Source organism: Pseudomonas sp. GG8 (genome assembly GCF_052976945.1).
Genome location: NZ_JBRIIP010000001.1, coordinates 3,532,580 through 3,557,500 on the forward strand (window position 1 = coordinate 3,532,580; position 24,921 = coordinate 3,557,500).

General features: G+C 57.4%; 21 protein-coding genes, 2 rRNA genes and 1 pseudogene (1 of these 24 running past the window's edge). 16 read left to right on the forward strand and 8 right to left on the reverse strand.

Annotation, left to right across the window (positions count from 1 at the left end):
* Positions 1-85: 85 nt before the first annotated feature.
* The 15 genes from ACVBEG_RS17160 (at position 86) to nuoN (ending at position 18,300) form a co-directional block, all read left to right on the forward strand.
* Positions 86-874: a secretin N-terminal domain-containing protein gene (locus ACVBEG_RS17160; RefSeq protein ID WP_322178409.1), complete on the forward strand. Its 789-nt coding sequence runs from the start codon at positions 86-88 to the stop codon at positions 872-874.
* Between the two features lie 534 nt (positions 875-1,408).
* Positions 1,409-2,734, forward strand: a complete 1,326-nt coding sequence (gene aceA, locus ACVBEG_RS17165) for an isocitrate lyase (protein ID WP_322178408.1) — start codon at positions 1,409-1,411, stop codon at positions 2,732-2,734.
* Positions 2,735-3,349: 615 nt separating this feature from the next.
* Complete coding sequence (locus ACVBEG_RS17170; RefSeq protein WP_219064414.1) at positions 3,350-3,763, forward strand: NADH-quinone oxidoreductase subunit A; 414 nt, start codon at positions 3,350-3,352, stop codon at positions 3,761-3,763.
* 10 nt (positions 3,764-3,773) lie between these two features.
* Positions 3,774-4,448 (forward strand): NuoB/complex I 20 kDa subunit family protein, encoded by a 675-nt coding sequence (locus ACVBEG_RS17175; protein ID WP_219064413.1) that lies wholly within the window; start codon positions 3,774-3,776, stop codon positions 4,446-4,448.
* Between the two features lie 74 nt (positions 4,449-4,522).
* Positions 4,523-6,304: an NADH-quinone oxidoreductase subunit C/D gene (gene nuoC, locus ACVBEG_RS17180; protein ID WP_322178407.1), complete on the forward strand. Its 1,782-nt coding sequence runs from the start codon at positions 4,523-4,525 to the stop codon at positions 6,302-6,304.
* A gap of 2 nt (positions 6,305-6,306) precedes the next feature.
* Entirely contained in the window at positions 6,307-6,804 is a 498-nt protein-coding gene (gene nuoE, locus ACVBEG_RS17185; RefSeq protein WP_322178406.1) for an NADH-quinone oxidoreductase subunit NuoE, read from the forward strand.
* Positions 6,801-8,159: an NADH-quinone oxidoreductase subunit NuoF gene (gene nuoF / locus ACVBEG_RS17190; RefSeq protein ID WP_322178405.1), complete on the forward strand. Its 1,359-nt coding sequence runs from the start codon at positions 6,801-6,803 to the stop codon at positions 8,157-8,159. The genes nuoE and nuoF overlap by 4 nt, the downstream gene beginning before the upstream one ends.
* A 137-nt stretch (positions 8,160-8,296) precedes the next feature.
* Entirely contained in the window at positions 8,297-11,014 is a 2,718-nt protein-coding gene (nuoG, locus tag ACVBEG_RS17195; RefSeq protein ID WP_322217078.1) for an NADH-quinone oxidoreductase subunit NuoG, read from the forward strand.
* A complete protein-coding gene (nuoH, locus tag ACVBEG_RS17200) occupies positions 11,011-12,018 on the forward strand; it encodes an NADH-quinone oxidoreductase subunit NuoH (protein WP_219064408.1) in 1,008 nt (335 codons plus the stop codon). The genes nuoG and nuoH overlap by 4 nt, the downstream gene beginning before the upstream one ends.
* 12 nt (positions 12,019-12,030) lie before the next feature.
* Positions 12,031-12,579, forward strand: a complete 549-nt coding sequence (gene nuoI, locus ACVBEG_RS17205) for an NADH-quinone oxidoreductase subunit NuoI (RefSeq protein ID WP_219064407.1) — start codon at positions 12,031-12,033, stop codon at positions 12,577-12,579.
* A 9-nt stretch (positions 12,580-12,588) separates the two neighbouring features.
* Entirely contained in the window at positions 12,589-13,089 is a 501-nt protein-coding gene (gene nuoJ, locus ACVBEG_RS17210) for an NADH-quinone oxidoreductase subunit J (protein WP_322178403.1), read from the forward strand.
* A 4-nt stretch (positions 13,090-13,093) separates the two neighbouring features.
* The gene (nuoK, locus tag ACVBEG_RS17215; RefSeq protein ID WP_219064405.1) at positions 13,094-13,402 is read left to right on the forward strand and encodes an NADH-quinone oxidoreductase subunit NuoK; all 309 of its coding nucleotides are present in this window, start codon (positions 13,094-13,096) and stop codon (positions 13,400-13,402) included.
* Entirely contained in the window at positions 13,399-15,252 is a 1,854-nt protein-coding gene (gene nuoL, locus ACVBEG_RS17220; RefSeq protein ID WP_322178402.1) for an NADH-quinone oxidoreductase subunit L, read from the forward strand. The genes nuoK and nuoL overlap by 4 nt, the downstream gene beginning before the upstream one ends.
* Positions 15,253-15,291: 39 nt before the next feature.
* Entirely contained in the window at positions 15,292-16,824 is a 1,533-nt protein-coding gene (gene nuoM / locus ACVBEG_RS17225; RefSeq protein ID WP_322178401.1) for an NADH-quinone oxidoreductase subunit M, read from the forward strand.
* 6 nt (positions 16,825-16,830) lie between these two features.
* A complete protein-coding gene (gene nuoN, locus ACVBEG_RS17230; protein WP_322217080.1) occupies positions 16,831-18,300 on the forward strand; it encodes an NADH-quinone oxidoreductase subunit NuoN in 1,470 nt (489 codons plus the stop codon).
* Between the two features lie 251 nt (positions 18,301-18,551).
* Here nuoN and ACVBEG_RS17235 read toward each other — a convergent pair whose 3' ends face one another.
* The 6 genes and pseudogenes from ACVBEG_RS17235 to ACVBEG_RS17260 all read right to left on the reverse strand — a co-directional run bounded on the left by ACVBEG_RS17235 (position 18,552) and on the right by ACVBEG_RS17260 (position 23,090).
* Positions 18,552-19,394, reverse strand: a complete 843-nt coding sequence (locus ACVBEG_RS17235) for a methyl-accepting chemotaxis protein (protein ID WP_416350683.1) — start codon at positions 19,392-19,394, stop codon at positions 18,552-18,554.
* Between the two features lie 15 nt (positions 19,395-19,409).
* Positions 19,410-20,234, reverse strand: a pseudogene (locus tag ACVBEG_RS17240) (cache domain-containing protein); the annotation flags it as partial.
* A gap of 216 nt (positions 20,235-20,450) precedes the next feature.
* The gene (locus ACVBEG_RS17245; protein WP_322178398.1) at positions 20,451-21,803 is read right to left on the reverse strand and encodes an ATP-binding protein; all 1,353 of its coding nucleotides are present in this window, start codon (positions 21,801-21,803) and stop codon (positions 20,451-20,453) included.
* The gene (locus tag ACVBEG_RS17250) at positions 21,800-22,468 is read right to left on the reverse strand and encodes a response regulator transcription factor (RefSeq protein WP_447108143.1); all 669 of its coding nucleotides are present in this window, start codon (positions 22,466-22,468) and stop codon (positions 21,800-21,802) included. Before ACVBEG_RS17250 ends, ACVBEG_RS17245 begins: the two co-directional genes overlap by 4 nt.
* Complete coding sequence (locus ACVBEG_RS17255) at positions 22,468-22,782, reverse strand: PepSY domain-containing protein (RefSeq protein ID WP_322178396.1); 315 nt, start codon at positions 22,780-22,782, stop codon at positions 22,468-22,470. The genes ACVBEG_RS17250 and ACVBEG_RS17255 overlap by 1 nt, the downstream gene beginning before the upstream one ends.
* On the reverse strand, positions 22,782-23,090 hold the full coding sequence (locus ACVBEG_RS17260; RefSeq protein ID WP_322217084.1) for a PepSY domain-containing protein: 309 nt from the start codon (positions 23,088-23,090) through the stop codon (positions 22,782-22,784). The genes ACVBEG_RS17255 and ACVBEG_RS17260 overlap by 1 nt, the downstream gene beginning before the upstream one ends.
* 232 nt (positions 23,091-23,322) lie before the next feature.
* Here ACVBEG_RS17260 and queD point away from each other — a divergent pair, with 232 nt between their 5' ends.
* A complete protein-coding gene (gene queD / locus ACVBEG_RS17265) occupies positions 23,323-23,679 on the forward strand; it encodes a 6-carboxytetrahydropterin synthase QueD (protein ID WP_322178394.1) in 357 nt (118 codons plus the stop codon).
* Between the two features lie 200 nt (positions 23,680-23,879).
* On the opposite strand, the gene rrf is transcribed toward queD, so the two are convergent.
* Both rrf and ACVBEG_RS17275 read right to left on the reverse strand, forming a co-directional pair.
* Positions 23,880-23,995, reverse strand: a 5S ribosomal RNA gene (gene rrf, locus ACVBEG_RS17270).
* Positions 23,996-24,141: 146 nt separating this feature from the next.
* Positions 24,142-24,921, reverse strand: a 23S ribosomal RNA gene (locus tag ACVBEG_RS17275); it runs 2,111 nt beyond the window's last position.

Consider the following 24,921-nt stretch of genomic DNA (forward strand, 5'->3'; position numbering starts at 1 on the left):
TTTGCCTGCGATTCAACCTGGCCCAACCCGGGCCGATAACTGTCAAACTCACGCCTTTACGCGCTCAATTGCGGAGATAACGGACATGTTCCTACGCACCCTGTTCACGTCACTGCTGCTGGCCTGCAGCTTTAACGCCATTGCCGCGACGGAAGTCGTCCCCCTGAACTATCGCACCAGTGACGACCTGCTGCCGGTGGTCAGGTCTTTTCTGGGCAATGAAGGCACGGTCAACGCTTACAACAACCAACTGATCGTTAATGCCGAGCCAGAAAAAATTCAGGCGTTGCGCAGCCTGCTCTCGCAATTGGACAAGGCGCCCAGACGGCTGCTGATCAGCGTCGACACCAGCGACAGCAACGCCCAAAACGACCAGGGCTACGCCACCAATGGCACCGTGCAGACGCAAAACGGCGATGTCAGCGTCCGCAGCCAGACCCGTATCATCCATAGCGGCACTGACAGCCGTGACGGCGGCGTGCAACAGGTTCAAGCCAGCGAAGGCACGCCTGCGCTTATTCAGGTAGGCCAGTCCGTCCCCCTGACGACGACCCAGACCGACGCCTATGGGTACACGCAAAGCCAAACCCAATACCGCAATGTCACCCAAGGCTTCTACGTCACTGCCAGTCTGACGGGCGAGACTGTGCACCTGAGCATTAGCACCAACCACGATCGCATGAACCAGGAACAGCCTGATGTCGTTAACGTGCAAAGCACCGACACCCAGGTCAGCGGTCGGTTGGGCGAGTGGATTACCCTTGCCAGCGTCAGCGAGCAATCCCGGGCAGATCAACAGGGACAGGTGCAGCGCTATATCACACAAGGCCGGAGCGATATGACGTTGCGCGTGAAAGTCGAGACACTGGACTGATACTCTAGACTGAACACCGAGACCAAAGCACCCCAAACTGACTGCCTGGTCGTATTAGACCAAAGATGTAGTGCTCTACAAAAAGCACTACAAAACATTTGACGGGTCAAAATTCACGAGGCATGATTGCCCCGCTCCCGCTTATCAGAGGCTCTGCAAAGAGCTTTCGAATCGCCGCTCTAACTTACACACCTGAGCCGATTCGTGTCTGGACCGCCCACAAGGCAGTTTGACGAGGTTGCGACTGGATCGAAGTTGTCCCGAGGGACGGAAGCGTAATACGGTAGATCGGCAATACCTCTGCATGATCGCATCAAGGCATCCACGAGCCAAACTGCGAACATCAGACATGCCCTCAGCCTCACACTCTTCCCCTCTCGAGCTTCTCGACCTTCTGTCGCGCCCTGCCAAACCCCAGCTCGACCGCTTAAGTTTCTGACAAGCGAGCAGCCAGCAACGCGCCCTCTGAAAACCAGGGCGTTTTGGCGGAGCAAGAATTTTCCACCCAAAACCTATGCGACGAGGTTTATCTCCATGGCACTGACACGCGAACAGCAAATTGCAGCTCTTGAAAAAGACTGGGCTGAAAATCCACGCTGGAAACACGTGACCCGCAATTACTCGGCCGCTGACGTTGTCCGCCTGCGTGGCTCGGTTCAGCCTGAACACACGCTCGCCAAGCTGGGCGCTGAAAAGCTATGGAATCTGGTCACCCAAGGTGCCAAGCCTTCCTTCCGTCCCGACAAAGATTTCGTCAACTGCATGGGCGCCCTGACTGGCGGCCAAGCAGTGCAACAAGTCAAGGCTGGCATCCAGGCGATCTACCTGTCTGGCTGGCAAGTAGCTGCGGACAACAACTCCGCCGAATCGATGTACCCTGACCAATCGCTGTACCCAGTGGATTCGGTTCCAACCGTGGTCAAGCGCATCAACAATTCGTTCCGTCGTGCTGACCAGATCCAGTGGAAAGCCGGCAAGAACCCAGGTGACGAAGGCTACATCGACTACTTCGCACCAATCGTTGCAGACGCTGAAGCCGGTTTCGGCGGCGTACTGAACGCTTACGAGCTGATGAAAAGCATGATCGAAGCTGGCGCTGCTGGCGTTCACTTCGAAGACCAACTGGCATCCGTGAAGAAATGCGGCCACATGGGCGGCAAGGTTCTTGTGCCAACCCAGGAAGCCGTACAGAAGCTGACCGCTGCCCGTCTGGCTGCGGACGTTGCTGGCGTACCGACCATCATCCTGGCCCGTACCGACGCTAACGCTGCTGACCTGCTGACCTCCGATTGCGACCCTTACGATAAGGAATTCGTGCTTGGCGAACGTACTCCAGAAGGCTTCTACAAGGTTCGCGCCGGTCTGGACCAGGCTATCTCCCGCGGCCTGGCTTACGCACCGTACGCCGACCTGATCTGGTGCGAAACCGCCAAGCCGGATTTGGCCGAAGCACGTCGCTTTGCCGAAGCGATCAAAAAGGAATACCCGGACCAACTGCTGTCCTACAACTGCTCGCCTTCCTTCAACTGGAAGAAAAACCTGGACGACGCGACCATCGCCAAGTTCCAGCGCGAACTGTCGGCCATGGGCTACAAGCACCAGTTCATTACTCTGGCTGGCATCCACAACATGTGGCACAGCATGTTCAACCTGGCGCACGACTACGCCCGCAACGACATGACTGCCTACGTGAAACTGCAAGAGCAAGAGTTCGCTGACGCCGCCAAGGGTTACACCTTCGTGGCTCACCAGCAAGAAGTCGGCACTGGCTACTTTGACGACGTCACCACCGTGATTCAGGGTGGCGAGTCCTCCGTGACCGCGCTGACCGGCTCGACTGAAGAAGAACAGTTCCACTGATACCGCTTAGCCACCTAAGCAAGCGGCCATTCCAGACCGTTTAAAGAGCAACTGGAATGCCACATGACTAACGCCCCGACTGGTTCGGGGCGTTTTTTTTGCTGAAGCTTTTGTGGCAGCCTCAGCCGAGCGTGATACCGGCCCAATCGTTGAAGCAGGTCCTGACCTACCCAGGAGGAGCAGCACTCGCACGAGGCATCACGTGAGTCCTTAAACATTGATCCAGAGCGGTATTTAACGCCTAAAAAAGAGTAAAACAGCGAATCTCGCAACTGCGATACACGGCATATAAAGACAACTTCTCCGCTTTAACCATGAGCAACAGTTTAAAAACCCCCACAGATGACATCAATTATCATTTGTGCGTGTCGACCTTCATTACACCCCTGACAAAACACATTCAACAAAACTCCGGCTAATGCCCGCAGCGTATGGCCTGCGCCTGTTTTTAAGGTCTCAATGTCCTAAAGTATTAGAATAATTTCGCTATAGAAAATTTACTTGCTACCTGTTTACCCATAAAATCATCGCGATAGATTTCGATGCGACATATCGTCACTGCTTTATTTCTTTATCAAGCTCAGAGACCTTTGCTCTCTGCCAAGGATTACCAGAATGCCCGAATCGACAGGTCTGATCGCCCATAACTGGGGCTTCGCCATTTTCCTTTTGGGTGTTGTCGGCCTCTGCGCCTTCATGCTCGGCGTATCCAGCCTCCTGGGCAGCAAAGCCTGGGGGCGCAGCAAAAACGAACCGTTTGAATCCGGCATGCTGCCCACGGGCGGCGCCCGTCTGCGGCTTTCGGCAAAATTCTATCTGGTCGCGATGCTTTTCGTGATCTTCGACATTGAAGCCCTCTTTCTCTTTGCCTGGTCTGTGTCCGTCCGCGAAAGCGGCTGGACCGGATTCGTCGAAGCACTCGTTTTCATAGCAATTCTGTTGGCAGGTCTTGTCTACCTATGGCGGGTTGGGGCGCTCGATTGGGCTCCTGAAGGTCGTCGTAAGCGGCAAGCGAAGCTAAAACAATGAGGCTTTGTCGATGCAATACACTCTCACCAGGATCGACCCGGATGCGCCTAATGAGGAGTATCCAATCGGTGAACGGGAAACCGTTTCCGATCCGTTAGAAGATCAAGTCCACAAAAACATCTACATGGGCAAGCTTGAAGACGTGCTGAACGGTGCGGTCAACTGGGGGCGTAAAAACTCCCTGTGGCCGTACAACTTCGGCTTGTCGTGCTGCTATGTGGAAATGACCACCGCCTTCACGGCGCCCCATGACATCGCCCGCTTCGGTGCCGAGGTTATCCGGGCATCACCGCGCCAGGCGGATTTCATGGTTATTGCCGGGACCTGCTTCATCAAGATGGCGCCGATCATCCAGCGCCTCTACGAGCAAATGCTCGAGCCCAAGTGGGTCATCTCCATGGGTTCGTGTGCTAACTCCGGTGGCATGTACGACATCTATTCAGTGGTCCAGGGGGTCGACAAGTTCCTTCCCGTGGATGTCTACGTGCCTGGCTGCCCGCCACGCCCCGAGGCTTTCCTGCAAGGATTGATGCTGTTGCAGGAGTCTATCGGCCAGGAGCGTCGCCCCCTTTCCTGGGTCGTCGGTGATCAAGGCGTCTATCGCGCCGAGATGCCGTCGCAAAAGGAACAGCGCCGCGAACAGCGTATCCAGGTTACTAACCTGCGCAGCCCCGACGAAGTCTGATCCCACTCTTTCTTTTTACAAAAGAGACAAGACTCTGGGTTCATTCTTTACGTTGACCGAAAGCGATCGAGACCATGACTGCAGGCACCGCTCTGTACATCCCGCCTTACAAGGCTGACGACCAAGACGTCGTCGTTGAATTGAATACCCGTTTTGGCCCTGAGACGTTCACCGTCCAGTCAACCCGTACCGGCATGCCGGTGCTATGGGTTGCGCGTGCCAAACTGGTCGAAGTGCTGACCTTTCTGCGCCAGCTGCCAAAACCCTACGTCATGCTGTATGACCTGCACGGTGTCGACGAACGCCTGCGCACTCATCGCCACGGCTTGCCGGGTGCCGACTTCAGCGTGTTCTACCACCTGCTGTCGATCGAGCGTAATAGTGACGTAATGATCAAGGTGGCCTTGTCTGAGGGCGACCTCAGCTTGCCGACCATCACCGGCATCTGGCCTAACGCCAACTGGTACGAGCGTGAAGTGTGGGACATGTTCGGCATCGACTTTGCCGGCCACCCGCACCTGACCCGGATCATGATGCCGCCGACTTGGGAAGGTCATCCGCTGCGCAAGGACTTCCCGGCTCGCGCTACCGAATTCGATCCGTTCAGCCTGACTCTGGCCAAACAACAGCTCGAAGAGGAAGCCGCACGTTTCCGCCCTGAAGACTGGGGCATGAAGCGTTCGGGCGCGAATGAGGACTATATGTTCCTCAACCTCGGCCCGAACCACCCTTCGGCTCACGGCGCATTCCGCATCATCCTGCAACTCGACGGTGAAGAGATCGTCGACTGCGTTCCGGACGTCGGTTACCACCACCGTGGCGCCGAGAAGATGGCCGAGCGTCAGTCATGGCACAGTTTCATTCCGTACACCGACCGTATCGACTACCTCGGCGGCGTGATGAACAACCTGCCGTATGTCCTTGCGGTCGAGAAGCTGGCCGGTATCAAGGTGCCGGAAAAAGTCGACACCATCCGCATCATGATGGCCGAGTTCTTCCGTATCACCAGCCACCTGCTATTCCTGGGGACATACATTCAGGATGTGGGCGCAATGACCCCGGTGTTCTTCACCTTCACCGACCGCCAGCGCGCTTATACCGTGATCGAAGCCATCACCGGCTTCCGTCTGCACCCGGCCTGGTACCGCATTGGTGGTGTCGCTCACGACCTGCCACGCGGCTGGGAAAAACTGGTCAAAGACTTCGTTGAATGGCTGCCCAAGCGCCTGGACGAATACCAGAAAGCCGCTTTGGACAACAGCATCCTGCGCGGCCGGACCATCGGCGTTGCGGCATACAACACCAAGGAAGCGCTGGAATGGGGCGTCACTGGCGCCGGCTTGCGTTCCACCGGTCTGGACTTCGACCTGCGCAAGGCACGCCCTTACTCGGGCTACGAAAACTTCGAGTTCGAAATACCGCTGGCCGTCAATGGCGATGCCTATGACCGCTGCATCGTGCGTGTCGAAGAGATGCGCCAGAGTATCCGGATCATCGACCAGTGCATGCGCAACATGCCGGAAGGGCCGTACAAGGCGGATCACCCGCTGACCACGCCGCCGCCGAAAGAACGCACCTTGCAGCACATCGAAACCCTGATCACGCACTTCCTGCAAGTTTCGTGGGGCCCGGTCATGCCGGCCAACGAATCCTTCCAGATGATCGAAGCGACCAAGGGTATCAACAGCTATTACCTGACGAGCGACGGCGGCACCATGAGCTACCGTACCCGGATTCGCACCCCAAGCTTCCCGCATCTGCAACAGATCCCTTCGGTGATCAAAGGCAGCATGGTCGCGGACTTGATTGCGTACCTGGGTAGTATCGATTTCGTTATGGCCGACGTGGACCGCTAAGCATGAACAGCACGCTTATCCAGACAGACCGTTTCGCATTGAGCGAAACAGAGCGCTCGGCCATCGAGCACGAGATGCATCACTACGAAGACCCGCGCGCGGCGTCTATCGAAGCACTGAAGATCGTCCAGAAGGAACGCGGCTGGGTGCCTGATGGCGCTGTTTATGCTATTGGCGAAATCCTTGGCATTCCGGCCAGCGACGTTGAAGGGGTGGCGACGTTCTATAGCCAGATCTTCCGTCAGCCTGTCGGCCGTCACATCATTCGCGTCTGCAACAGCATGGTTTGCTTCATCGGTGGCCACGAGTCAGTGCTCAGCGAAATCCAGACTTCACTGGGTATCGGCTTGGGTCAGACCACCGCTGACAACCGCTTCACCTTGCTGCCCGTCTGCTGTTTGGGCAACTGTGACAAGGCTCCGGCCGTGATGATCGATGACGATACTTTCGGCGACGTGCAGCCTGCTGGCGTAGCCAAAATGCTGGAGGGTTACCTATGACCATCACGTCTTTCGGCCCCGCCAACCGCATCGCGCGTACGGCAGAAACTCACCCGCTGACCTGGCGCTTGCGCGATGACGGCGAACCGGTCTGGCTTGATGAATATCAAACCAAAAACGGTTACGCCGCCGCACGCAAGGCTTTCGCCGAGCAGTCGCCTGACGAAATCGTTCAGGCAGTCAAGGACTCCGGCCTCAAGGGTCGGGGCGGCGCAGGCTTTCCCACGGGGGTGAAGTGGGGCCTGATGCCCAAAGATGAGTCCATGAACATCCGCTACCTGCTGTGCAACGCGGATGAAATGGAGCCCAACACCTGGAAAGACCGGATGCTGATGGAGCAACTGCCCCATTTGCTGGTCGAGGGCATGCTGATCAGCGCCCGGGCGTTGAAAGCCTATCGTGGCTACATCTTCCTGCGCGGCGAGTACACCACTGCGGCCAAGAACCTCAGACGCGCCGTGAAAGAAGCAGAAGCGGCCGGTTTGTTGGGCAAGAACATTCTGGGCACCGGTTTTGATTTCGAACTGATCGTCCACACCGGCGCCGGGCGTTATATCTGCGGCGAAGAAACCGCACTGATCAATTCCCTGGAAGGCCGCCGCGCCAACCCACGCTCCAAACCGCCCTTCCCGGCCGCTGTCGGCGTCTGGGGCAAGCCGACGTGTGTCAATAACGTCGAGACTTTGTGCAACGTGCCAGCCATCGTCGGCAACGGCAACGACTGGTACAAATCCCTGGCCCGTGCGGGCAGCGAAGACCAAGGCACCAAGCTGATGGGCTTCTCCGGCAAGGTTAAGAACCCTGGCCTGTGGGAACTGCCTTTCGGCCTGCCCGCACGCGAGTTGTTCGAAGACTACGCAGGCGGCATGCGCGATGGCTTCAAGCTCAAGTGCTGGCAGCCAGGTGGCGCCGGTACTGGCTTCCTGCTCCCTGAGCACCTCGACGCCCAAATGTACGCCGGTGGCATTGCCAAGGTCGGCACGCGGATGGGTACGGGTCTGGCCATGGCCGTCGACGACAGCGTCAACATGGTTTCCCTGCTGCGCAACATGGAAGAATTCTTCGCCCAGGAGTCCTGTGGATTCTGCACCCCCTGCCGCGACGGCCTGCCGTGGAGCGTGAAGATCCTGCGCGCTATCGAACACGGCGAAGGCCAACCGGGCGATATCGAAACGCTGTTGGGGTTGGTCAACTTCCTCGGCCCTGGCAAGACCTTCTGTGCCCACGCACCGGGCGCAGTGGAACCTCTGGGCAGCGCAATCAAATACTTCCGGCCGGAATTCGAGGCGGGTATCGCGCCACAGCGTGATGCCAACGCGACCCTGGCCCAACGCCCGATTGTGGTTGGCGCATAACAAGACAGAAAAGGTCGGTAGCCCATAAAGCCGCCGACCTCATACCCGATGACGCCTTACAGGCTGTTTGATACGGGTAGCACCGAGATTCCATTAGCCACGCCCGCTGACAACGGGCCAACGAAGAACTTTGAACCATGGCCACTATCCACGTAGACGGCAAAGCGCTCGAGGTCGATGGCGCAGACAACCTGTTACAGGCATGTCTGTCGCTGGGCCTCGATATTCCTTATTTCTGCTGGCACCCCGCCCTTGGCAGTGTTGGCGCTTGTCGCCAATGCGCAGTCAAGCAGTACAGTGACGAGAACGACAAACGTGGTCGTATCGTCATGTCCTGCATGACCCCCGCCACTGACGGCAGCTGGATTTCCATCGACGACGAGGAGGCCAAGGTCTTCCGCGCCAGCGTCGTCGAATGGCTGATGACCAACCACCCGCACGACTGCCCGGTCTGCGAAGAAGGCGGTCATTGCCACCTGCAAGACATGACCGTAATGACCGGTCACAACGAGCGTCGTTATCGCTTCACCAAACGGACTCACCAGAACCAGGAACTCGGCCCGTTCATCGCTCACGAGATGAACCGCTGCATCGCCTGCTACCGTTGCGTGCGCTTCTATAAAGACTACGCTGGCGGCACTGACCTGGGTGTATTCGGCGCCCACGACAACGTGTACTTCGGCCGGGTCGAAGATGGCGCACTGGAAAGCGAGTTCTCCGGTAACCTCACCGAAGTCTGCCCGACCGGTGTGTTCACCGACAAGACTCACTCCGAGCGCTACAACCGCAAGTGGGACATGCAGTTTTCGCCAAGCATCTGCCATGGTTGCTCCAGCGGCTGCAACATCAGCCCTGGCGAGCGCTACGGTGAGATCCGTCGTATCGAAAACCGCTACAACGGTTCGGTCAACCAGTACTTCCTGTGTGACCGTGGTCGTTTCGGTTATGGCTACGTCAACCGTGAAGACCGTCCACGCCAGCCACTGTTGGCTGATGGCCACGTCAAACTGAGCCTCGACACTGCGTTGGACAAGGCTGCAGATTTGCTCCGCGGCCGTAACATCGTCGGTATCGGCTCACCCCGCGCCAGCCTGGAAAGCAACTTCGCCCTGCGCGAACTAGTCGGTGCCGAGCACTTCTACTCGGGTATCGAAGCCGGTGAGCTGGAACGCCTGCGTCTGATCGTCAAGGTGCTCAATGAGAGCCCGCTGCCGACCCCGACAATGCGTGACATTGAAGATCACGATGCGATTTTCGTCCTCGGCGAAGACCTGACCCAAACTGCAGCACGTATGGCCCTGGGCCTGCGTCAAGCCGTCAAGGGCAAGGCCGAAGACATGGCTGCGGCGATGAAAGTCCAGCCGTGGCTCGATGCCGCAGTGAAGAACATCGGTCAGCATGAATTGAACCCGCTGTTCATCGCGAGCCTCGCCGAGACCCGTCTCGATGACATCGCCGAAGAGTGCGTTCACGCAGCCCCCGACGACCTGGCGCGAATCGGCTTTGCCGTCGCCCACGCCCTGGACGCCAGCGCGCCCGCAGTCGAAGGCCTGGACACCCAAGCCCTCGAACTGGCCCAGCGCATCGCCGCTGCCCTGCTCGCAGCCAAACGTCCGCTGATCATCTCTGGCAGCTCCCTGGGCTCGACCGCACTGATCGAGGCCGCAGCCAACATCGCCAAGGCATTGAAGCTGCGCGACAAGCAAGGCTCAATCAGCCTGATCGTCCCGGAAGCCAACAGCATGGGCCTGGCAATGTTCGGCGGTGATTCCCTCGACGACGCGTTGCAGGCTGTGATTTCCGGCAAAGCTGACGCCATCGTGGTGTTGGAAAACGATCTGTACCACCGCGTCGACGCTGCCACGGTCGATGCTGCGTTCAACGCTGCGAAAGTCGTGATCGTCGCTGACCATCAGAAAACCCCGACCAGCGATCGCGCTGATCTGGTACTGCCGGCCGCCAGCTTTGCTGAAGGCGACGGTACCCTGGTCAGTCAGGAAGGTCGCGCCCAGCGCTTCTTCCAGGTGTATGACCCGACTTATCTGGACGCCAGCATTCTGGTCCACGAAGGCTGGCGCTGGTTGCACGCCCTGCGCAGCACCCTGCTGAACAAGGCAGTGGACTGGACGTTGCTCGATCACGTCACCGAAGCCTGCGCAGCCAGCACCGCGCAATTGGCCGGGATCGTCAACGCGGCACCGTCTGCGGCGTTCCGGATCAAAGGTTTGAAACTGGCGCGTGAACCATTGCGTTACAGCGGCCGCACGGCCATGCGCGCCAACATCAGCGTGCATGAACCGCGTACTTCACAAGACAACGACACCGCGTTCTCCTTCTCCATGGAAGGTTATTCGGGTTCGGCAGAACCTCGTCAGCAGGTGCCTTTCGCCTGGTCGCCGGGCTGGAACTCGCCACAAGCCTGGAACAAGTTCCAAGACGAAGTCGGCGGTCACCTGCGTGCAGGTGATCCGGGAACTCGCTTGATCGAAAGCAAGGGTGATGGTCTGTCCTGGTTCGCCAGCATACCGGGCGCATTTTCCCCGGCTCGCGGTACATGGCAAGTAGTGCCGTTCTATCACCTGTTCGGCAGCGACGAAACATCGTCCAAAGCCGCACCGGTTCAGGAACGCATTCCAGAAGCCTACGTGGCGCTGGCCAAATCCGAAGCGGATCGTCTGGGTGTCAATGATGGCGCCATGCTCAATCTGAGTGTTGCCGGTCATACCCTGCGTCTGCCGCTGCGGATCAATGAAGAGTTGGGCGCCGGTCTCGTGGCCCTGCCTGCCGGTCTGACTGGAATCCCGCCTGCGGTGTTCGGCAAAACCGTTGATGGTCTGCAGGAGGCAGCGCTATGACCTGGTTTACCCCTGAAGTGATCGACTCGATCATCTCGGTCGTCAAAGCCATTGTGATTCTGCTGGCCGTCGTGGTCTGCGGCGCGCTGCTGAGCTGGGTCGAGCGTCGTTTGCTCGCCCTTTGGCAGGACCGTTATGGTCCGAACCGGGTTGGCCCTTTCGGTGCTTTCCAGATCGCTGCCGACATGATCAAGATGTTCTTCAAGGAAGACTGGACACCACCGTTCGCCGACAAGGTGATTTTCACCCTGGCACCGGTCGTGGCCATGAGCGCCTTGCTGATTGCGTTCGCAATCATCCCGATCACCCCGACCTGGGGCGTGGCGGATCTGAACATCGGCTTGCTGTTCTTCTTCGCCATGGCCGGCTTGTCGGTCTATGCGGTGCTGTTCGCCGGCTGGTCGAGCAACAACAAGTTCGCCCTGCTCGGCAGTCTGCGGGCTTCAGCTCAGACCGTGTCCTATGAAGTGTTCATGGGCCTGGCGCTGATGGGCATCGTGGTGCAGGTTGGCTCGTTCAACATGCGCGATATCGTCGAGTACCAGGCACAGAATCTGTGGTTCATCATTCCGCAGTTCTTCGGCTTTTGTACGTTCTTTATCGCAGGCGTTGCGGTGACTCACCGTCACCCATTCGACCAACCGGAAGCAGAACAAGAGTTGGCCGATGGTTACCACATCGAATATGCCGGCATGAAGTGGGGCATGTTCTTCGTCGGCGAGTACATCGGTATCGTGCTGATCTCGGCGCTGCTGGTGACCTTGTTCTTCGGCGGCTGGCATGGCCCGTTCGACATCCTGCCTTCGCTGTCGTTCTTCTGGTTCGCCCTGAAGACCGCGTTCTTCATCATGCTCTTCATTCTGTTGCGCGCCTCTATCCCGCGTCCACGGTATGACCAGGTGATGGATTTCAGCTGGAAATTCTGCCTGCCGCTGACCCTGATCAATTTGCTGGTGACCGCTGCGATCGTGTTGTTGAACACGCCCGCTGTCGCGGCTCAGTGAGGATAAAGACCCATGCTCAAGTATCTGTTTGACATCGTGCATGGCACCTACACCCAGCTTCGCAGCCTGGTGATGGTGTTCTCCCATGCATTTCGCAAGCGCGACACGCTGCAGTACCCGGAAGAGCCGGTGTACCTGCCGCCGCGCTACCGCGGCCGTATTGTCCTGACCCGCGACCCTGACGGTGAAGAGCGTTGCGTAGCCTGCAACCTGTGCGCCGTGGCCTGCCCGGTTGGCTGCATCTCGTTGCAGAAAGCCGAAACCGACGACGGTCGTTGGTACCCGGAGTTTTTCCGCATCAACTTCTCGCGCTGCATTTTCTGTGGCCTCTGCGAGGAAGCCTGCCCGACCACCGCGATCCAGCTGACACCGGATTTCGAAATGGCCGAGTTCAAACGTCAGGATCTGGTTTACGAGAAGGAAGATCTGCTGATCTCCGGCCCTGGTAAAAACCCTGATTACAACTTCTATCGCGTTGCCGGTATGGCCATCGCCGGTAAGCCTAAAGGCTCCGCGCAGAATGAAGCCGAACCGATCAATGTGAAGAGCTTGCTGCCTTAAGGAAGAAAGATGGAATTCGCTTTCTATTTCGCATCCGGCATCGCTGTTGTGTCCACCCTTCGGGTGATCACCAACACGAACCCGGTGCACGCCCTGCTCTACCTGATCATTTCGTTGATCGCCGTCGCCATGACCTTTTTCAGCCTCGGTGCTCCCTTTGCCGGCGTACTGGAAGTCATCGCTTACGCAGGCGCCATCATGGTCCTGTTCGTGTTTGTGGTGATGATGTTGAATCTGGGCCCTGCCTCGGTGCAGCAAGAACGTACCTGGCTCAAACCCGGTATCTGGATCGGCCCGATGGCGCTGGGCGTAGTGCTGCTCGCCGAGCTGCTCTACGTGCTGTTCGCCAATCCGAGCGGCGCTGCCATCGGTCACACCACGGTGGATGCCAAAGCGGTAGGTATCAGCCTGTTTGGTCCTTATCTGCTGGTGGTGGAACTTGCCTCGATGCTGCTCCTCGCAGCAGCGGTAACGGCATTCCATCTCGGCCGCAACGAGGCGAAGGAGTAAAGCCATGAATGCAATCCCTCTTGAACACGGTCTGGCGGTCGCCGGCATCCTGTTCTGCCTCGGTCTGGTCGGCCTGATGGTACGGCGCAACATCCTCTTCGTGCTGATGAGCCTGGAGATCATGATGAACGCGTCTGCTCTGGCGTTCGTCGTTGCCGGTAGCCGTTGGGCGCAGCCGGATGGACAAATCATGTTCATCCTGGTGATCAGCCTTGCAGCCGCCGAGGCCAGTATCGGCCTGGCGATCCTGATGCAGCTGTATCGCCGCTTCCACACTCTCGATATCGACGCTGCCAGCGAGATGCGCGGATGAACCTTCTCTTTCTGACTTTCGTATTCCCCCTGATCGGTTTCCTGTTGCTCGCGTTCTCCCGTGGACGCATCTCGGAAAACCTTGCCGCGCTGATCGGCGTTGGCTCCATCGGACTGTCGGCCATCGTGACAGCCTGGATCATCTGGCAATTCAACGTCGCACCGCCTGAGGGTGGTCACTACACCCAACTGCTGTGGCGCTGGATGTCAGTGGACGGCTTCGAACCGAACTTCGCCCTGTACCTTGATGGTCTGTCCGTGACCATGATGGGTGTGGTGGTGGGTGTAGGCTTCCTGATCCACCTGTTCGCTTCCTGGTACATGCGCGGTGAGGCCGGTTACTCGCGCTTCTTCGCCTACACCAACCTGTTCATCGCCAGCATGCTGTTCCTGATCCTCGGCGATAACCTGTTGTTCCTGTACCTGGGTTGGGAAGGCGTGGGCCTGTGCAGCTATCTGTTGATCGGTTTCTACTACAGCAACCGCAACAACGGTAACGCCGCGCTCAAGGCCTTTGTCGTCACCCGCATCGGCGACGTGTTCATGGCCATTGGCCTGTTCATCCTGTTCCAGCAACTGGGTACGCTAAATATCCAGGAGCTTCTGGTGCGTGCACCGGAGCATTTCAGTGCCGGTGATTTCTGGATTGTGCTGGCAACCTTGATGCTGCTCGGTGGTGCGGTCGGTAAATCCGCGCAACTGCCGCTGCAAACCTGGCTGGCAGATGCAATGGCGGGCCCAACGCCTGTGTCGGCATTGATCCACGCCGCGACCATGGTGACCGCCGGTGTCTACCTGATCGCACGGACCCACGGTCTGTTCGAACTGGCACCCGATGTCCTGCATCTGGTCGGTATCGTCGGTGGCGTAACGCTGGTGTTGGCAGGTTTCGCGGCATTGGTGCAAACCGACATCAAACGTATCCTTGCCTACTCGACGATGAGCCAGATCGGCTACATGTTCCTGGCGCTGGGTGTGGGTGCCTGGGAAGGCGCGATTTTCCACTTGATGACTCACGCCTTCTTCAAGGCGCTGCTGTTCCTCGCGTCCGGTGCGGTGATCGTTGCCTGCCACCACGAGCAGAACATCTTCAAGATGGGCGGTCTGTGGAAAAAACTGCCACTGGCCTACGCCAGCTTCATCGTCGGTGGCGCTGCGTTGTCTGCCCTGCCACTGCTGACCGCCGGTTTCTACTCCAAGGATGAGATTCTTTGGGAAGCCTTCGCCAGCGGTAACCATGCGCTGCTGTATGCAGGCCTGGTCGGCGCGTTCATGACGTCCCTGTATACCTTCCGCCTGATCTTCATCACCTTCCACGGTGAAGCGAAGACCGAAGCGCACGCCGGTCACGGTATTGCTCACTGGCTGCCGCTGTCGGTGCTGATCATTCTGTCGACCTTTATCGGCGCACTGATCACCCCACCCTTGGCCGGTGTCTTGCCGCAGAGCGTCGGCCATGCCGGTGGTGAAGCCAAGCACAGTCTGGAAATCGCCTCGGGGGCCATTGCCATGGCCGGTATCCTGCTCGCGGCCATGCTGTTTCTCGGCAAGCGTCGCTTTGCTACTGCTGTCGCCAACAGCGCTCCGGGGCGGTTCCTTACGACCTGGTGGTTCGCGGCATGGGGCTTCGACTGGCTGTACGACAAGCTGTTCGTCAAACCTTATCTGATGATCAGCCATGTGCTGCGCAAAGACCCACTCGACCACACCATTGGTTTGATCCCGCGTCTGGTCAAGGGCAGTCATAACGCCCTGAGCCGCACCGAGACCGGCCAACTGCGTTGGTACGCTGCCTCAATGGCTGCAGGCGCTGTATTGGTGCTAGGCGCCATCGTGCTGGTTGCGGTCTGACATGAACCTTGCGAATTTGCGAAAGGAATTGAGCCCGTCATGATTCTGCCTTGGCTAATCCTGATCCCCTTTATCGGCGGCCTGCTGTGCTGGCTGGGTGAGCGCTTCAGCTCTACCCTGCCACGCTGGATTGCGCTGTTGACCATGTCTCTGGAACTTGCCCTCGGCCTCTGGCTGTGGACCCATGGAGACTTCCACTTTGCTCCGGCGCCTGGCGTCGACCCCACATGGGTTGTCGAATTCAAGCATCAGTGGATCGAACGCTTCGGCATCAGTGTGCACCTGGCCCTAGACGGCCTGTCGCTGCTGATGGTGTTGCTGACCGGCCTGCTCGGCGTGCTGTCGGTGTTGTGTTCGTGGAAAGAGATCCAGCGTAACGTTGGCTTCTTCCACCTCAACCTGATGTGGATCCTGGGCGGCGTGGTTGGCGTGTTCCTCGCCATCGACCTGTTCATGTTCTTCTTCTTCTGGGAAGTGATGCTGGTGCCGATGTACTTCCTCATCGCGCTCTGGGGTCATAGTTCATCGGACGGCAAGAAGACCCGGATCTACGCGGCGACCAAGTTCTTCATCTTCACTCAAGCCAGCGGCCTGATCATGTTGGTGGCGATCCTGGGTCTGGTGCTGGTCAACTTCAACACCACCGGTGTGATCACGTTCGACTACACCGAGCTACTCAAGACGAAGCTGGCACCCGGCACTGAATACATTCTAATGCTGGGCTTTTTCGTCGCCTTCGCGGTGAAGCTGCCAGTCGTGCCGTTCCACTCCTGGCTGCCGGACGCTCACGCTCAAGCACCGACCGCAGGTTCCGTCGATTTGGCCGGTATCCTGCTGAAAACAGCTGCTTATGGCTTGCTACGCTTCGCCCTGCCGCTGTTCCCCAACGCATCGGCAGAGTTCGCGCCCATTGCCATGACCCTGGGCCTGATCGGTATCTTCTATGGTGCGTTCCTCGCGTTCGCCCAGACCGATATCAAGCGCCTGGTCGCGTTCTCCAGCGTCTCGCACATGGGGTTCGTGTTGATCGGTATCTACTCCGGTAGCCAGCAAGCCCTGCAGGGTGCCGTGATTCAGATGCTCGCTCACGGCATCTCGGCAGCCGCACTGTTCATCCTCAGCGGCCAATTGTACGAACGCATGCACACCCGTGATATGCGCGAAATGGGAGGGTTGTGGTCACGCATCGCTTACCTGCCAGCGATCAGCCTGTTCTTCGCGGCCGCGTCCCTCGGCTTGCCTGGCACCGGTAACTTCGTTGGCGAGTTCCTGATTCTGATGGGCACTTTTGTCAGCGCGCCCTGGATCACCGCGATTGCAACGTCTGGCCTGGTACTCGGCTCGGTCTACTCGTTGATCATGATCCACCGCGCCTACTTCGGCCCTTCCAAGTCGGATGCAGTTCTGGCCGGGATGGATGCACGTGAATTGATCATGGTGCTGGGGCTGGCGGCACTGCTGGTCTGGATCGGCATTTACCCGCAACCGTTCCTCGATACCTCTGCCGCTACGATGCATGGCGTGCAGCAATGGCTCGGCACCGCCTTCACTCAACTTGCTTCGGCCCGGTAGAGCATTATGGACCTGACGATTCAACACTTTATTGCGCTTGCGCCGCTGCTGATTACCAGCGCCACGATTGTCGTGGTGATGCTGGGTATCGCTTGGCGTCGCAATCATTCGCAAACATTCCTGCTCACCGTGGCCGGACTCAACCTGGCACTCCTGTCGATCTACCCGGCGCTTAAAGTTGCGCCACTGGTGGTGACACCTCTGCTGAAAATCGATAATTTCGCCTGCTTGTACATGGCGCTGATTCTGGCCTCGACCTTGGCGTGCGTGACCTTGGCGCACGCCTATCTCGGCGAGAAGGCTTCGGGCTACCCCGGTAACCGCGAAGAGCTTTACCTGCTGATTCTGCTGGCGTCTGCCGGTGGTCTGGTATTGGTCAGCGCGCAACACCTGGCAGGCCTGTTCATCGGTCTGGAACTGCTGTCGGTGCCGGTCTACGGTCTGGTGGCTTACGCCTTTTTCAACAAGCGCTCACTCGAAGGCGGCATCAAGTACATGGTGCTGTCGGCCGCAGGGTCTGCATTCCTGTTGTTCGGTATGGCGCTTCTGTATGCCGAAGCTGGCAGCTTGAGCTTCAGCGGTATCGGTTTGGCCCTTGCGGCGACCGGCCTGCCTAGTCCGATTGCGACATTGGGCCTGGGCATGATGTTGGTGGGCCTGGCATTCAAGCTGTCACTGGTGCCATTCCACCTGTGGACCCCGGACGTTTACGAGGGTGCCCCTGCACCGGTGGCGGCTTTCCTGGCCACCGCGAGTAAAGTTGCAGTGTTCGCTGTCCTGGTGCGACTGTTCCAGATATCCCCGGCGGCCAGCAGTGGCGTGCTCCACGATGTGCTGGCGGTCATTGCAGTCGCTTCGATTCTGATCGGCAACCTGCTGGCGCTGACTCAGACCAACCTCAAGCGTCTGCTCGGTTATTCGTCTATCGCCCACTTCGGCTACCTGATGATCGCACTGGTTGCCAGCAATGGCATCGCAGTCGAGGCGATCGGCGTGTACCTGGTGACCTACGTGATCACCACACTCGGCGCTTTCGGTGTCGTCACCCTGATGTCCTCGCCTTACAGCGGTCGTGACGCAGACGCTCTGTTCGAATACCGTGGCCTGTTCTGGCGTCGTCCGTACCTGACTGCAGTGATGACCTTGATGATGCTATCGCTGGCGGGTATCCCGCTGACGGCCGGCTTCATCGGTAAGTTCTACATCATCACCACGGGCGTCGAGTCGCACCTGTGGTGGTTGTTGGGTTCGCTAGTCATCGGCAGCGCCATTGGCGTGTTCTATTACCTGCGAGTGATGGTCACACTGTACCTGGTCGAGCCCAAGCTGCACCGTCACGATGCTCCATTCAACTGGGCACAACGTGCCGGCGGTGTGATGCTGCTGGTGATTGCAGTCCTGGCCTTCGTTCTGGGTGTCTACCCACAACCATTGCTGGACATGGTGCAACACGCAGGCCTGCAACTGGTCAGCTGATACGTTGAAGTACAAAAAACCCTGCTCACGCAGGGTTTTTTTTTGCGAGAAATCTAGCCAGGCAAACGCATGGCCCACTTGGCCCGACAAACAAACCCCAGCGGCCACCACTGGCGCGATGACAAACCCGAACACCCCGAACGCCTTGCCAAATCATGCCGCTGAGCAGGATGTAAGCCGCCGTTCGATCAACCAGGTCATGGGGTATCGCGAAAGCGGGATAAGGCCGTTGCGGCCTTATCCCGAGCAGGTCAGATGCGGAACTGCCCAACCAGTTTGCCCAAGCGTTGACCCAGGTCTGCCAGACTGCGCGAAGTCTGTGCGCTTTGCTGGGTTTGGTCGGCGACACTGTCCACCGATTGGGCTATCTGATGCACGCTGCGGTTGATCTCTTCAGCCACTGCGGTCTGCTCTTCGGCGGCGCTGGCAATCTGCGCGTTCATTGAGTTAATCGTACCGATCAGCGCCGCAATCGTGTCCAGCGAGACACCTGCTTCATTGGCTCGCGCCGACGTACCATCGCCCGCCTCACTGGAGCGACGCATGGAGTCTACGGCGCCCTGCGTGCCCAATTGCAGACGATCGATCATGCCCTGAATCTCTTGGGTACTCTGCTGGGTCCGGCTGGCCAACGCACGCACCTCATCTGCTACCACGGCAAAGCCTCGTCCGGCCTCCCCAGCCCTCGCGGCCTCAATCGCCGCGTTTAGCGCCAGCAAATTGGTCTGATCAGCAATCGAGCGAATCACTCCGAGCACACTCACAATCGAAGACACATCATTCTGTAGGCTGTCCAAGGACGTGCCGCTGCTACGGATGTCATCAACCAACGCATGGATCTGCTTGATACTGCCATCCACCACACGCTTGGCCGCCTGGCCTTCCACGTCGGTCTGTTGGGCAGCTACTGCGGCGCCTTGTGCACTTTTAGCCACCTCATGAGCCGCTGCGGACATTTCGTTGATCGCGGTAGCTACTTGATCGGTTTCGTGACGCTGACGCTCCATCGCTTGCTCAGAGCGATGGGCCTGGTCGGATACTTCGCTGACCAATCCTGTCAGTTGCGTGGTCATTTCGGTAATTTGACGGACCATCCCATGAATTTTGTCGACGAAGCGGTTAAATGAGCTGGCCAGATCGCCTAACTCATCCCCGCTAGTGACCACCAGGCGACGAGTCAGATCGCCTTCGCCAGCGGCAATATCGTCTAGATTGGCTTTCATCAAACTCAATGGACGCACAATGGTGCCCGCCAGGACCGCCCCAACAATGGCAATCAACACCAGCAGCAGCAGAGCAACGCCGATGATGCTCAGCAATATCTCCTCCAGGCGCGCATCAACGTTCTTCTTGACCTCCATGACCTGAGCTTCGATCCCATCCAGATTGACGGCGGTACCAATGACCATATCCCACTTGGGCAGGTATTCGGTGTAAGCGAGCTTGGGAATCAATACTTGAGAGTTGCCGGGCAACGACGACGAGTATTGTACGTAATGGGTGGCTGCCTTGCCGACCGCGACCAGTTCGCGGTTGACATAGACCCCATTGGGATCGCGGGCGTCTTTGAAGCTTTTACCAATGTCTTCCGGGCTGCTTCCCTTAAACAGACGTACCGCTTCCGAGTCGTAGCCGAAGAAGTAACCGTCCTTGCCATAGGTAATAGTGGAAAGCATTTTCACCACCTGCGCTCGCACGGCCACGTCCCCAGGGGCCGCCGCGTCATACAAAGGCTTGATGGTACCCAGCGCGACGGCGACGTAGCTTTGCAGTGTGGCTTTGGTTTCGTTGAGCAGACGCTGTCGGGTGTCCTCGACCTCCTTTTTTGCCTGTCCCTGCAACATCAACACCGTGGTAGCGCTGATTACCAGAGCAAAAATCAACACCGGCAGGACTGCCAATGACAGTACTTTGGTCTTCAAATTAAGACGCATAAGTTTCCACTCTTATTGGTATTCCAATGTTTAGGTCGCAACGTTTTATTGGTTAGCGGCCCCAACCCTAAAAAGTTGAGAAGCGTCCGTCAGCTTTGTAGCCAAAAGCGTCTTTTATTGTCGGGATGAAGAAAAAATGTGAATCGCAGATAGCGATAAAATCTCCCGCTCTATCCGCTGGAAAGATATCTCCATGTCGCTCAGTCAGCGTTCCATTCAATGGAAATTAACGGTGGTACCCGAGTGATCGAGCATCGTTCGCTCGGGAAGATCAATGTGTACCTGAAGCCCGCCCAGAGGGCTGGACAGCAACTTCAGCTGACCGCCCCATGCATCGACAATGTCACGCACGATACCTAGTCCCAAGCCGTGGCCGTTGACCTGTTCATCCAGCCGTGACCCACGGCCGAGCACCTCGTCGCGACGAGTCTCAGGAATACCAGGGCCGTCATCATCGATCAGCAAACAATAACTCTTCGACCGGTGCGTAATACTCAGACGCACCACGCTGTCGGCCCACTTGCAGGCGTTGTCCAGCAGATTGCCCATCAATTCAAGAAGATCCTCCCTGTCCCATGGCAAACGCAGGCCGGGCGTAACCACCCAGCTCATTTCCAAGTGATCGCCATGGATCATACCCAGTGTTGCGAACAGCCCCGGCAACTCGGCGTCACAATCGAACTGCGCACCGGGCAAGGCGTCTCCAGACAGGCGTGCACGGTTCAATTCACGGGTCAGGCGCTGTTGAATCTGCTCCAGTTGTTCGCGCAACGTACTGCGCAAGGCTGGGTAAGCATCAAGCGTTTCACTGGCAGCCAGACTCACCAGCACCGCGAGAGGCGTTTTCAATGCATGCCCCATGTTGCCGAGAGCATTGCGTGAACGCTTGAGGCTGTCCTCGGTATGAGCGAGTAAGTGGTTGATCTGCGCAACCAACGGCTCAAGCTCGACCGGCACTTGATCATCAAGCTGTGAGCGCAGCCCCTGCTGCAACTGGGCGATCTGCTCTCGCGCATTCTCCAGTGGCCTCAGCGCACGACATACTGTGAGGCGCTGCAGGACGAGGATCAAAATCAACGCCGCACCCCCCAAACCCAGGCCAATTTGCTGCACACGCTGAAAGCTGGCTTCCACCGGCGTGTAGTCTTGAGCCACGGTAATGGAAATCACCTGTCCGAATCGACGGTAGTCCGCACGCAGAACCAGCAATGACTGACCGCTTTGTCCCAGCTCGAAATTGGTGTGCAGACCCGGCGTTTCCGGGGTGGGGAACTCAATATCCCACAGCGAGCGGGAGCGCCAATGCCCTCCCGGAAAGTCGACCTGGAAATAATGGCCCGAATAAGGCTGCTGGTAGGCAGGTGTCAGGTGACGCTCATCCAGCTGAAGGCCTTCTGGACCCCGCGCAAGTGCTACCAACAGGTTCTGGCTTTCATTGCGCAGCCCTGATTCCAGGTAGCGCTGCAATCCCAGCTCAAACAACCACAAGCTGGTCTGAGCCAATACCAGCCCTATGATAAGCAGCACACTGATCAATCCCAGACTGAGACGAGCCTGTATGGACCTCACTCGACTTCCTCACCGAAGCGATAGCCTTGACCACGACGCGTCTCGATCACCGTGCGGCCAAGTTTGCGCCGCAGGTGATTGACATGAACTTCGATCACATTTGAGTCGCGTTCGCTTTCACCGTCGTAGAGATGCTCGGCCAAATGGCTTTTGGACAATATCTGCTCGGGATGCAGCATGAAGTAGCGCAGCAAACGAAATTCAGCTGCGGTCAGCTGAATTTCAACGTTGCCCTGGGCCACGCATTGACGGCCCTCATCCAGATGCAAACCCGCTGCCTCTAGCCTGGGCTTATTGGCCAGGCCATGTGACCGCCGCAGCAATGCTTGAATTCGCAGCTGTAGCTCTTCAGGGTGAAAAGGTTTGCTCAGGTAGTCATCGGCACCCGCCTTGAGCCCTTCAATGCGCTCAGCCCATGAGCCTCGGGCGGTCAGAATCAAGACCGGGGTAGCCAAACCACTGGCACGCCATTGCTGAAGTACGTCGAGACCCGGCAAACCGGGAAGCCCCAGGTCCAGGATAATCAAATCATAGGGTTCACTGCCCCCCTGATACACCGCGTCACGTCCATCGGCAAGCCAGTCTACTGCATAGCCCTGGCGTTTAAGCCCGGCGACCAGTTCATCTGCCAGCGGCACATGGTCTTCAACCAGTAACAGCCGCATCAATCATCTTCCTTGTCCTTTAATAATCGACTGTCGCGAGCGTCGAACTTCAACTCCCGAACCACACCTTCCACAGTCAGCAACTCTATGTCATAGAGGTATACGCCGTGTTTCTCCTCAAGCTCAGCCTCCAACAGCTTTGAGCCTGGGTAACGCCCCAGAGCTAGCCCTATCAGTTGATCGAGCGGCTGGATCACTCCTTGCTGGCGTAATTTCAGCGCTTCGTCCTGATCCAGGTCCCGCGCGCACAGCTCAGAGCAGAACAGAGCCAGGAGCAATGCGAAAAACCTGTAAGGATGCTCGCTTACTTTCATTACGTGTCCTGATGGTCCTTGAGAACCTGGCCGCTGGCGGCGTCCACTTCCACATCCCAATCAACGCCCTGCAGGTCACGCAGTTCGACCTGATAGACATGCTTGCCGTATTCCTCTTCAAGCCCGGTATCGGTAATCGCTGAGCCAGGGTGTTTAGCCAACGCGTCAGCATCAAGCTTTTCGAATGACTGAATAGTACCCGCATCTCTTAACTTCAACGCCTCACCCGGGCCTAAATCCCGAGCCAGGGCGATACCTGCGGTAAACGTAAGAGCTGCGACAGTGAGCAGTGCTGTGACGGCTTTCATATCAGGCCTCCTTAGAAATAAATGCTTTGCACGACTACAAAGATAAACAGCTCAACTTAATTGAAGCTGAATTTATCTGGCCAGGTGCCATCATCCATCAGGCGTTCAAGCAAGCAGCTTACAGCGTACTGGCCTGCGGTTTGTTTTAGCGCATAGGACAAACCATTGCTGCTAAACTGCTCGCCTGCTTTTATCGCCCTGGCGATAGCCACTTTCTAGAGTCGAATACACTGTGGAAATTTTCAAAGAGTTCACCTTCGAATCCGCACACCGCCTGCCCCACGTTCCTGAGGGCCATAAGTGCGGACGTCTGCATGGGCATTCATTTCGCGTGGCCATCTATTTGGCGGGAAAAGTCGACCCTCATACCGGTTGGATTCGTGACTTTTCCGAAATCAAAGCGATCTTCAAGCCTCTCTATGAGCGTCTCGATCACAACTATTTGAACGACATTCCGGGCCTTGAAAATCCAACCAGCGAAGTCTTGGCAAAATGGATTTGGGATCAGCTGAAGCCTTTGCTACCAGAACTCTCAGCCATTCGTATTCATGAGACCTGTACAAGCGGTTGTGAATACCGCGGCGACTGAGCTGAATTCAGCCATAAAAAAACCACCAGATAGGTGGTTTTTTTATGGCTATCGATTTTGTACCGCATGCAAGTGCAGGCTCTCGATGCGAGCGGACTGAAGCTTTTCGATGGTCGCCGTAAGCAACTCTTGAGCCCTATTTTCCTCGCACACAAACAAAACCCCTGTTTGCGTAAGCAAACAGGGGTTTCGGAATTTAATCTTGACGATGACCTACTCTCACATGGGGAAACCCCACACTACCATCGGCGATGCATCGTTTCACTGCTGAGTTCGGGATGGGATCAGGTGGTTCCAATGCTCTATGGTCGTCAAGAAATTCGGCTGCCGGATCGTCGTGCTTGCGCGCAACGGGCCAACTAATGGGGATGTGATAGATCTGTGGTTTGTTGCCAATTTTCGGTTTGTGTCGTCTTCACACACCGCAATCTGCTCTTTCGACGCAAATTGCTTGGGTGTTATATGGTCAAGCCTCACGGGCAATTAGTATTGGTTAGCTCAACGCCTCACAGCGCTTACACACCCAACCTATCAACGTCGTAGTCTTCGACGGCCCTTCAGGGGACTCAAGGTCCCAGTGAGATCTCATCTTGAGGCTAGTTTCCCGCTTAGATGCTTTCAGCGGTTATCTATTCCGAACGTAGCTACCCGGCAATGCCACTGGCGTGACAACCGGAACACCAGAGGTTCGTCCACTCCGGTCCTCTCGTACTAGGAGCAGCCCCTCTCAAATCTCAAACGTCCACGGCAGATAGGGACCGAACTGTCTCACGACGTTCTAAACCCAGCTCGCGTACCACTTTAAATGGCGAACAGCCATACCCTTGGGACCGGCTTCAGCCCCAGGATGTGATGAGCCGACATCGAGGTGCCAAACACCGCCGTCGATATGAACTCTTGGGCGGTATCAGCCTGTTATCCCCGGAGTACCTTTTATCCGTTGAGCGATGGCCCTTCCATACAGAACCACCGGATCACTAAGACCTACTTTCGTACCTGCTCGACGTGTCTGTCTCGCAGTCAAGCGCGCTTTTGCCTTTATACTCTACGACCGATTTCCGACCGGTCTGAGCGCACCTTCGTACTCCTCCGTTACTCTTTAGGAGGAGACCGCCCCAGTCAAACTACCCACCATACACTGTCCTCGATCCGGATAACGGACCTGAGTTAGAACCTCAAAGTTGCCAGGGTGGTATTTCAAGGTTGGCTCCACGCAGACTGGCGTCCACGCTTCAAAGCCTC

Excerpts from the sequence above, each read along its gene's own strand:
- ACVBEG_RS17235 (WP_416350683.1), bottom strand. The coding sequence starts at position 19,394 with ATGGTCCGTCAAATTACCGAAATGACCACGCAACTGACAGGATTGGTC.
- nuoN (WP_322217080.1), top strand. The coding sequence starts at position 16,831 with ATGGACCTGACGATTCAACACTTTATTGCGCTTGCGCCGCTGCTGATT.
- nuoH (WP_219064408.1), top strand. The coding sequence starts at position 11,011 with ATGACCTGGTTTACCCCTGAAGTGATCGACTCGATCATCTCGGTCGTC.
- nuoL (WP_322178402.1), top strand. The coding sequence starts at position 13,399 with ATGAACCTTCTCTTTCTGACTTTCGTATTCCCCCTGATCGGTTTCCTG.
- ACVBEG_RS17175 (WP_219064413.1), top strand. The coding sequence starts at position 3,774 with ATGCAATACACTCTCACCAGGATCGACCCGGATGCGCCTAATGAGGAG.
- nuoJ (WP_322178403.1), top strand. The coding sequence starts at position 12,589 with ATGGAATTCGCTTTCTATTTCGCATCCGGCATCGCTGTTGTGTCCACC.
- ACVBEG_RS17160 (WP_322178409.1), top strand. The coding sequence starts at position 86 with ATGTTCCTACGCACCCTGTTCACGTCACTGCTGCTGGCCTGCAGCTTT.
- ACVBEG_RS17250 (WP_447108143.1), bottom strand. The coding sequence starts at position 22,468 with ATGCGGCTGTTACTGGTTGAAGACCATGTGCCGCTGGCAGATGAACTG.
- nuoI (WP_219064407.1), top strand. The coding sequence starts at position 12,031 with ATGCTCAAGTATCTGTTTGACATCGTGCATGGCACCTACACCCAGCTT.
- aceA (WP_322178408.1), top strand. The coding sequence starts at position 1,409 with ATGGCACTGACACGCGAACAGCAAATTGCAGCTCTTGAAAAAGACTGG.
- ACVBEG_RS17170 (WP_219064414.1), top strand. The coding sequence starts at position 3,350 with ATGCCCGAATCGACAGGTCTGATCGCCCATAACTGGGGCTTCGCCATT.
- ACVBEG_RS17260 (WP_322217084.1), bottom strand. The coding sequence starts at position 23,090 with ATGAAAGCCGTCACAGCACTGCTCACTGTCGCAGCTCTTACGTTTACC.
- nuoM (WP_322178401.1), top strand. The coding sequence starts at position 15,292 with ATGATTCTGCCTTGGCTAATCCTGATCCCCTTTATCGGCGGCCTGCTG.
- nuoC (WP_322178407.1), top strand. The coding sequence starts at position 4,523 with ATGACTGCAGGCACCGCTCTGTACATCCCGCCTTACAAGGCTGACGAC.
- nuoF (WP_322178405.1), top strand. The coding sequence starts at position 6,801 with ATGACCATCACGTCTTTCGGCCCCGCCAACCGCATCGCGCGTACGGCA.
- nuoG (WP_322217078.1), top strand. The coding sequence starts at position 8,297 with ATGGCCACTATCCACGTAGACGGCAAAGCGCTCGAGGTCGATGGCGCA.
- ACVBEG_RS17255 (WP_322178396.1), bottom strand. The coding sequence starts at position 22,782 with ATGAAAGTAAGCGAGCATCCTTACAGGTTTTTCGCATTGCTCCTGGCT.
- nuoK (WP_219064405.1), top strand. The coding sequence starts at position 13,094 with ATGAATGCAATCCCTCTTGAACACGGTCTGGCGGTCGCCGGCATCCTG.
- nuoE (WP_322178406.1), top strand. The coding sequence starts at position 6,307 with ATGAACAGCACGCTTATCCAGACAGACCGTTTCGCATTGAGCGAAACA.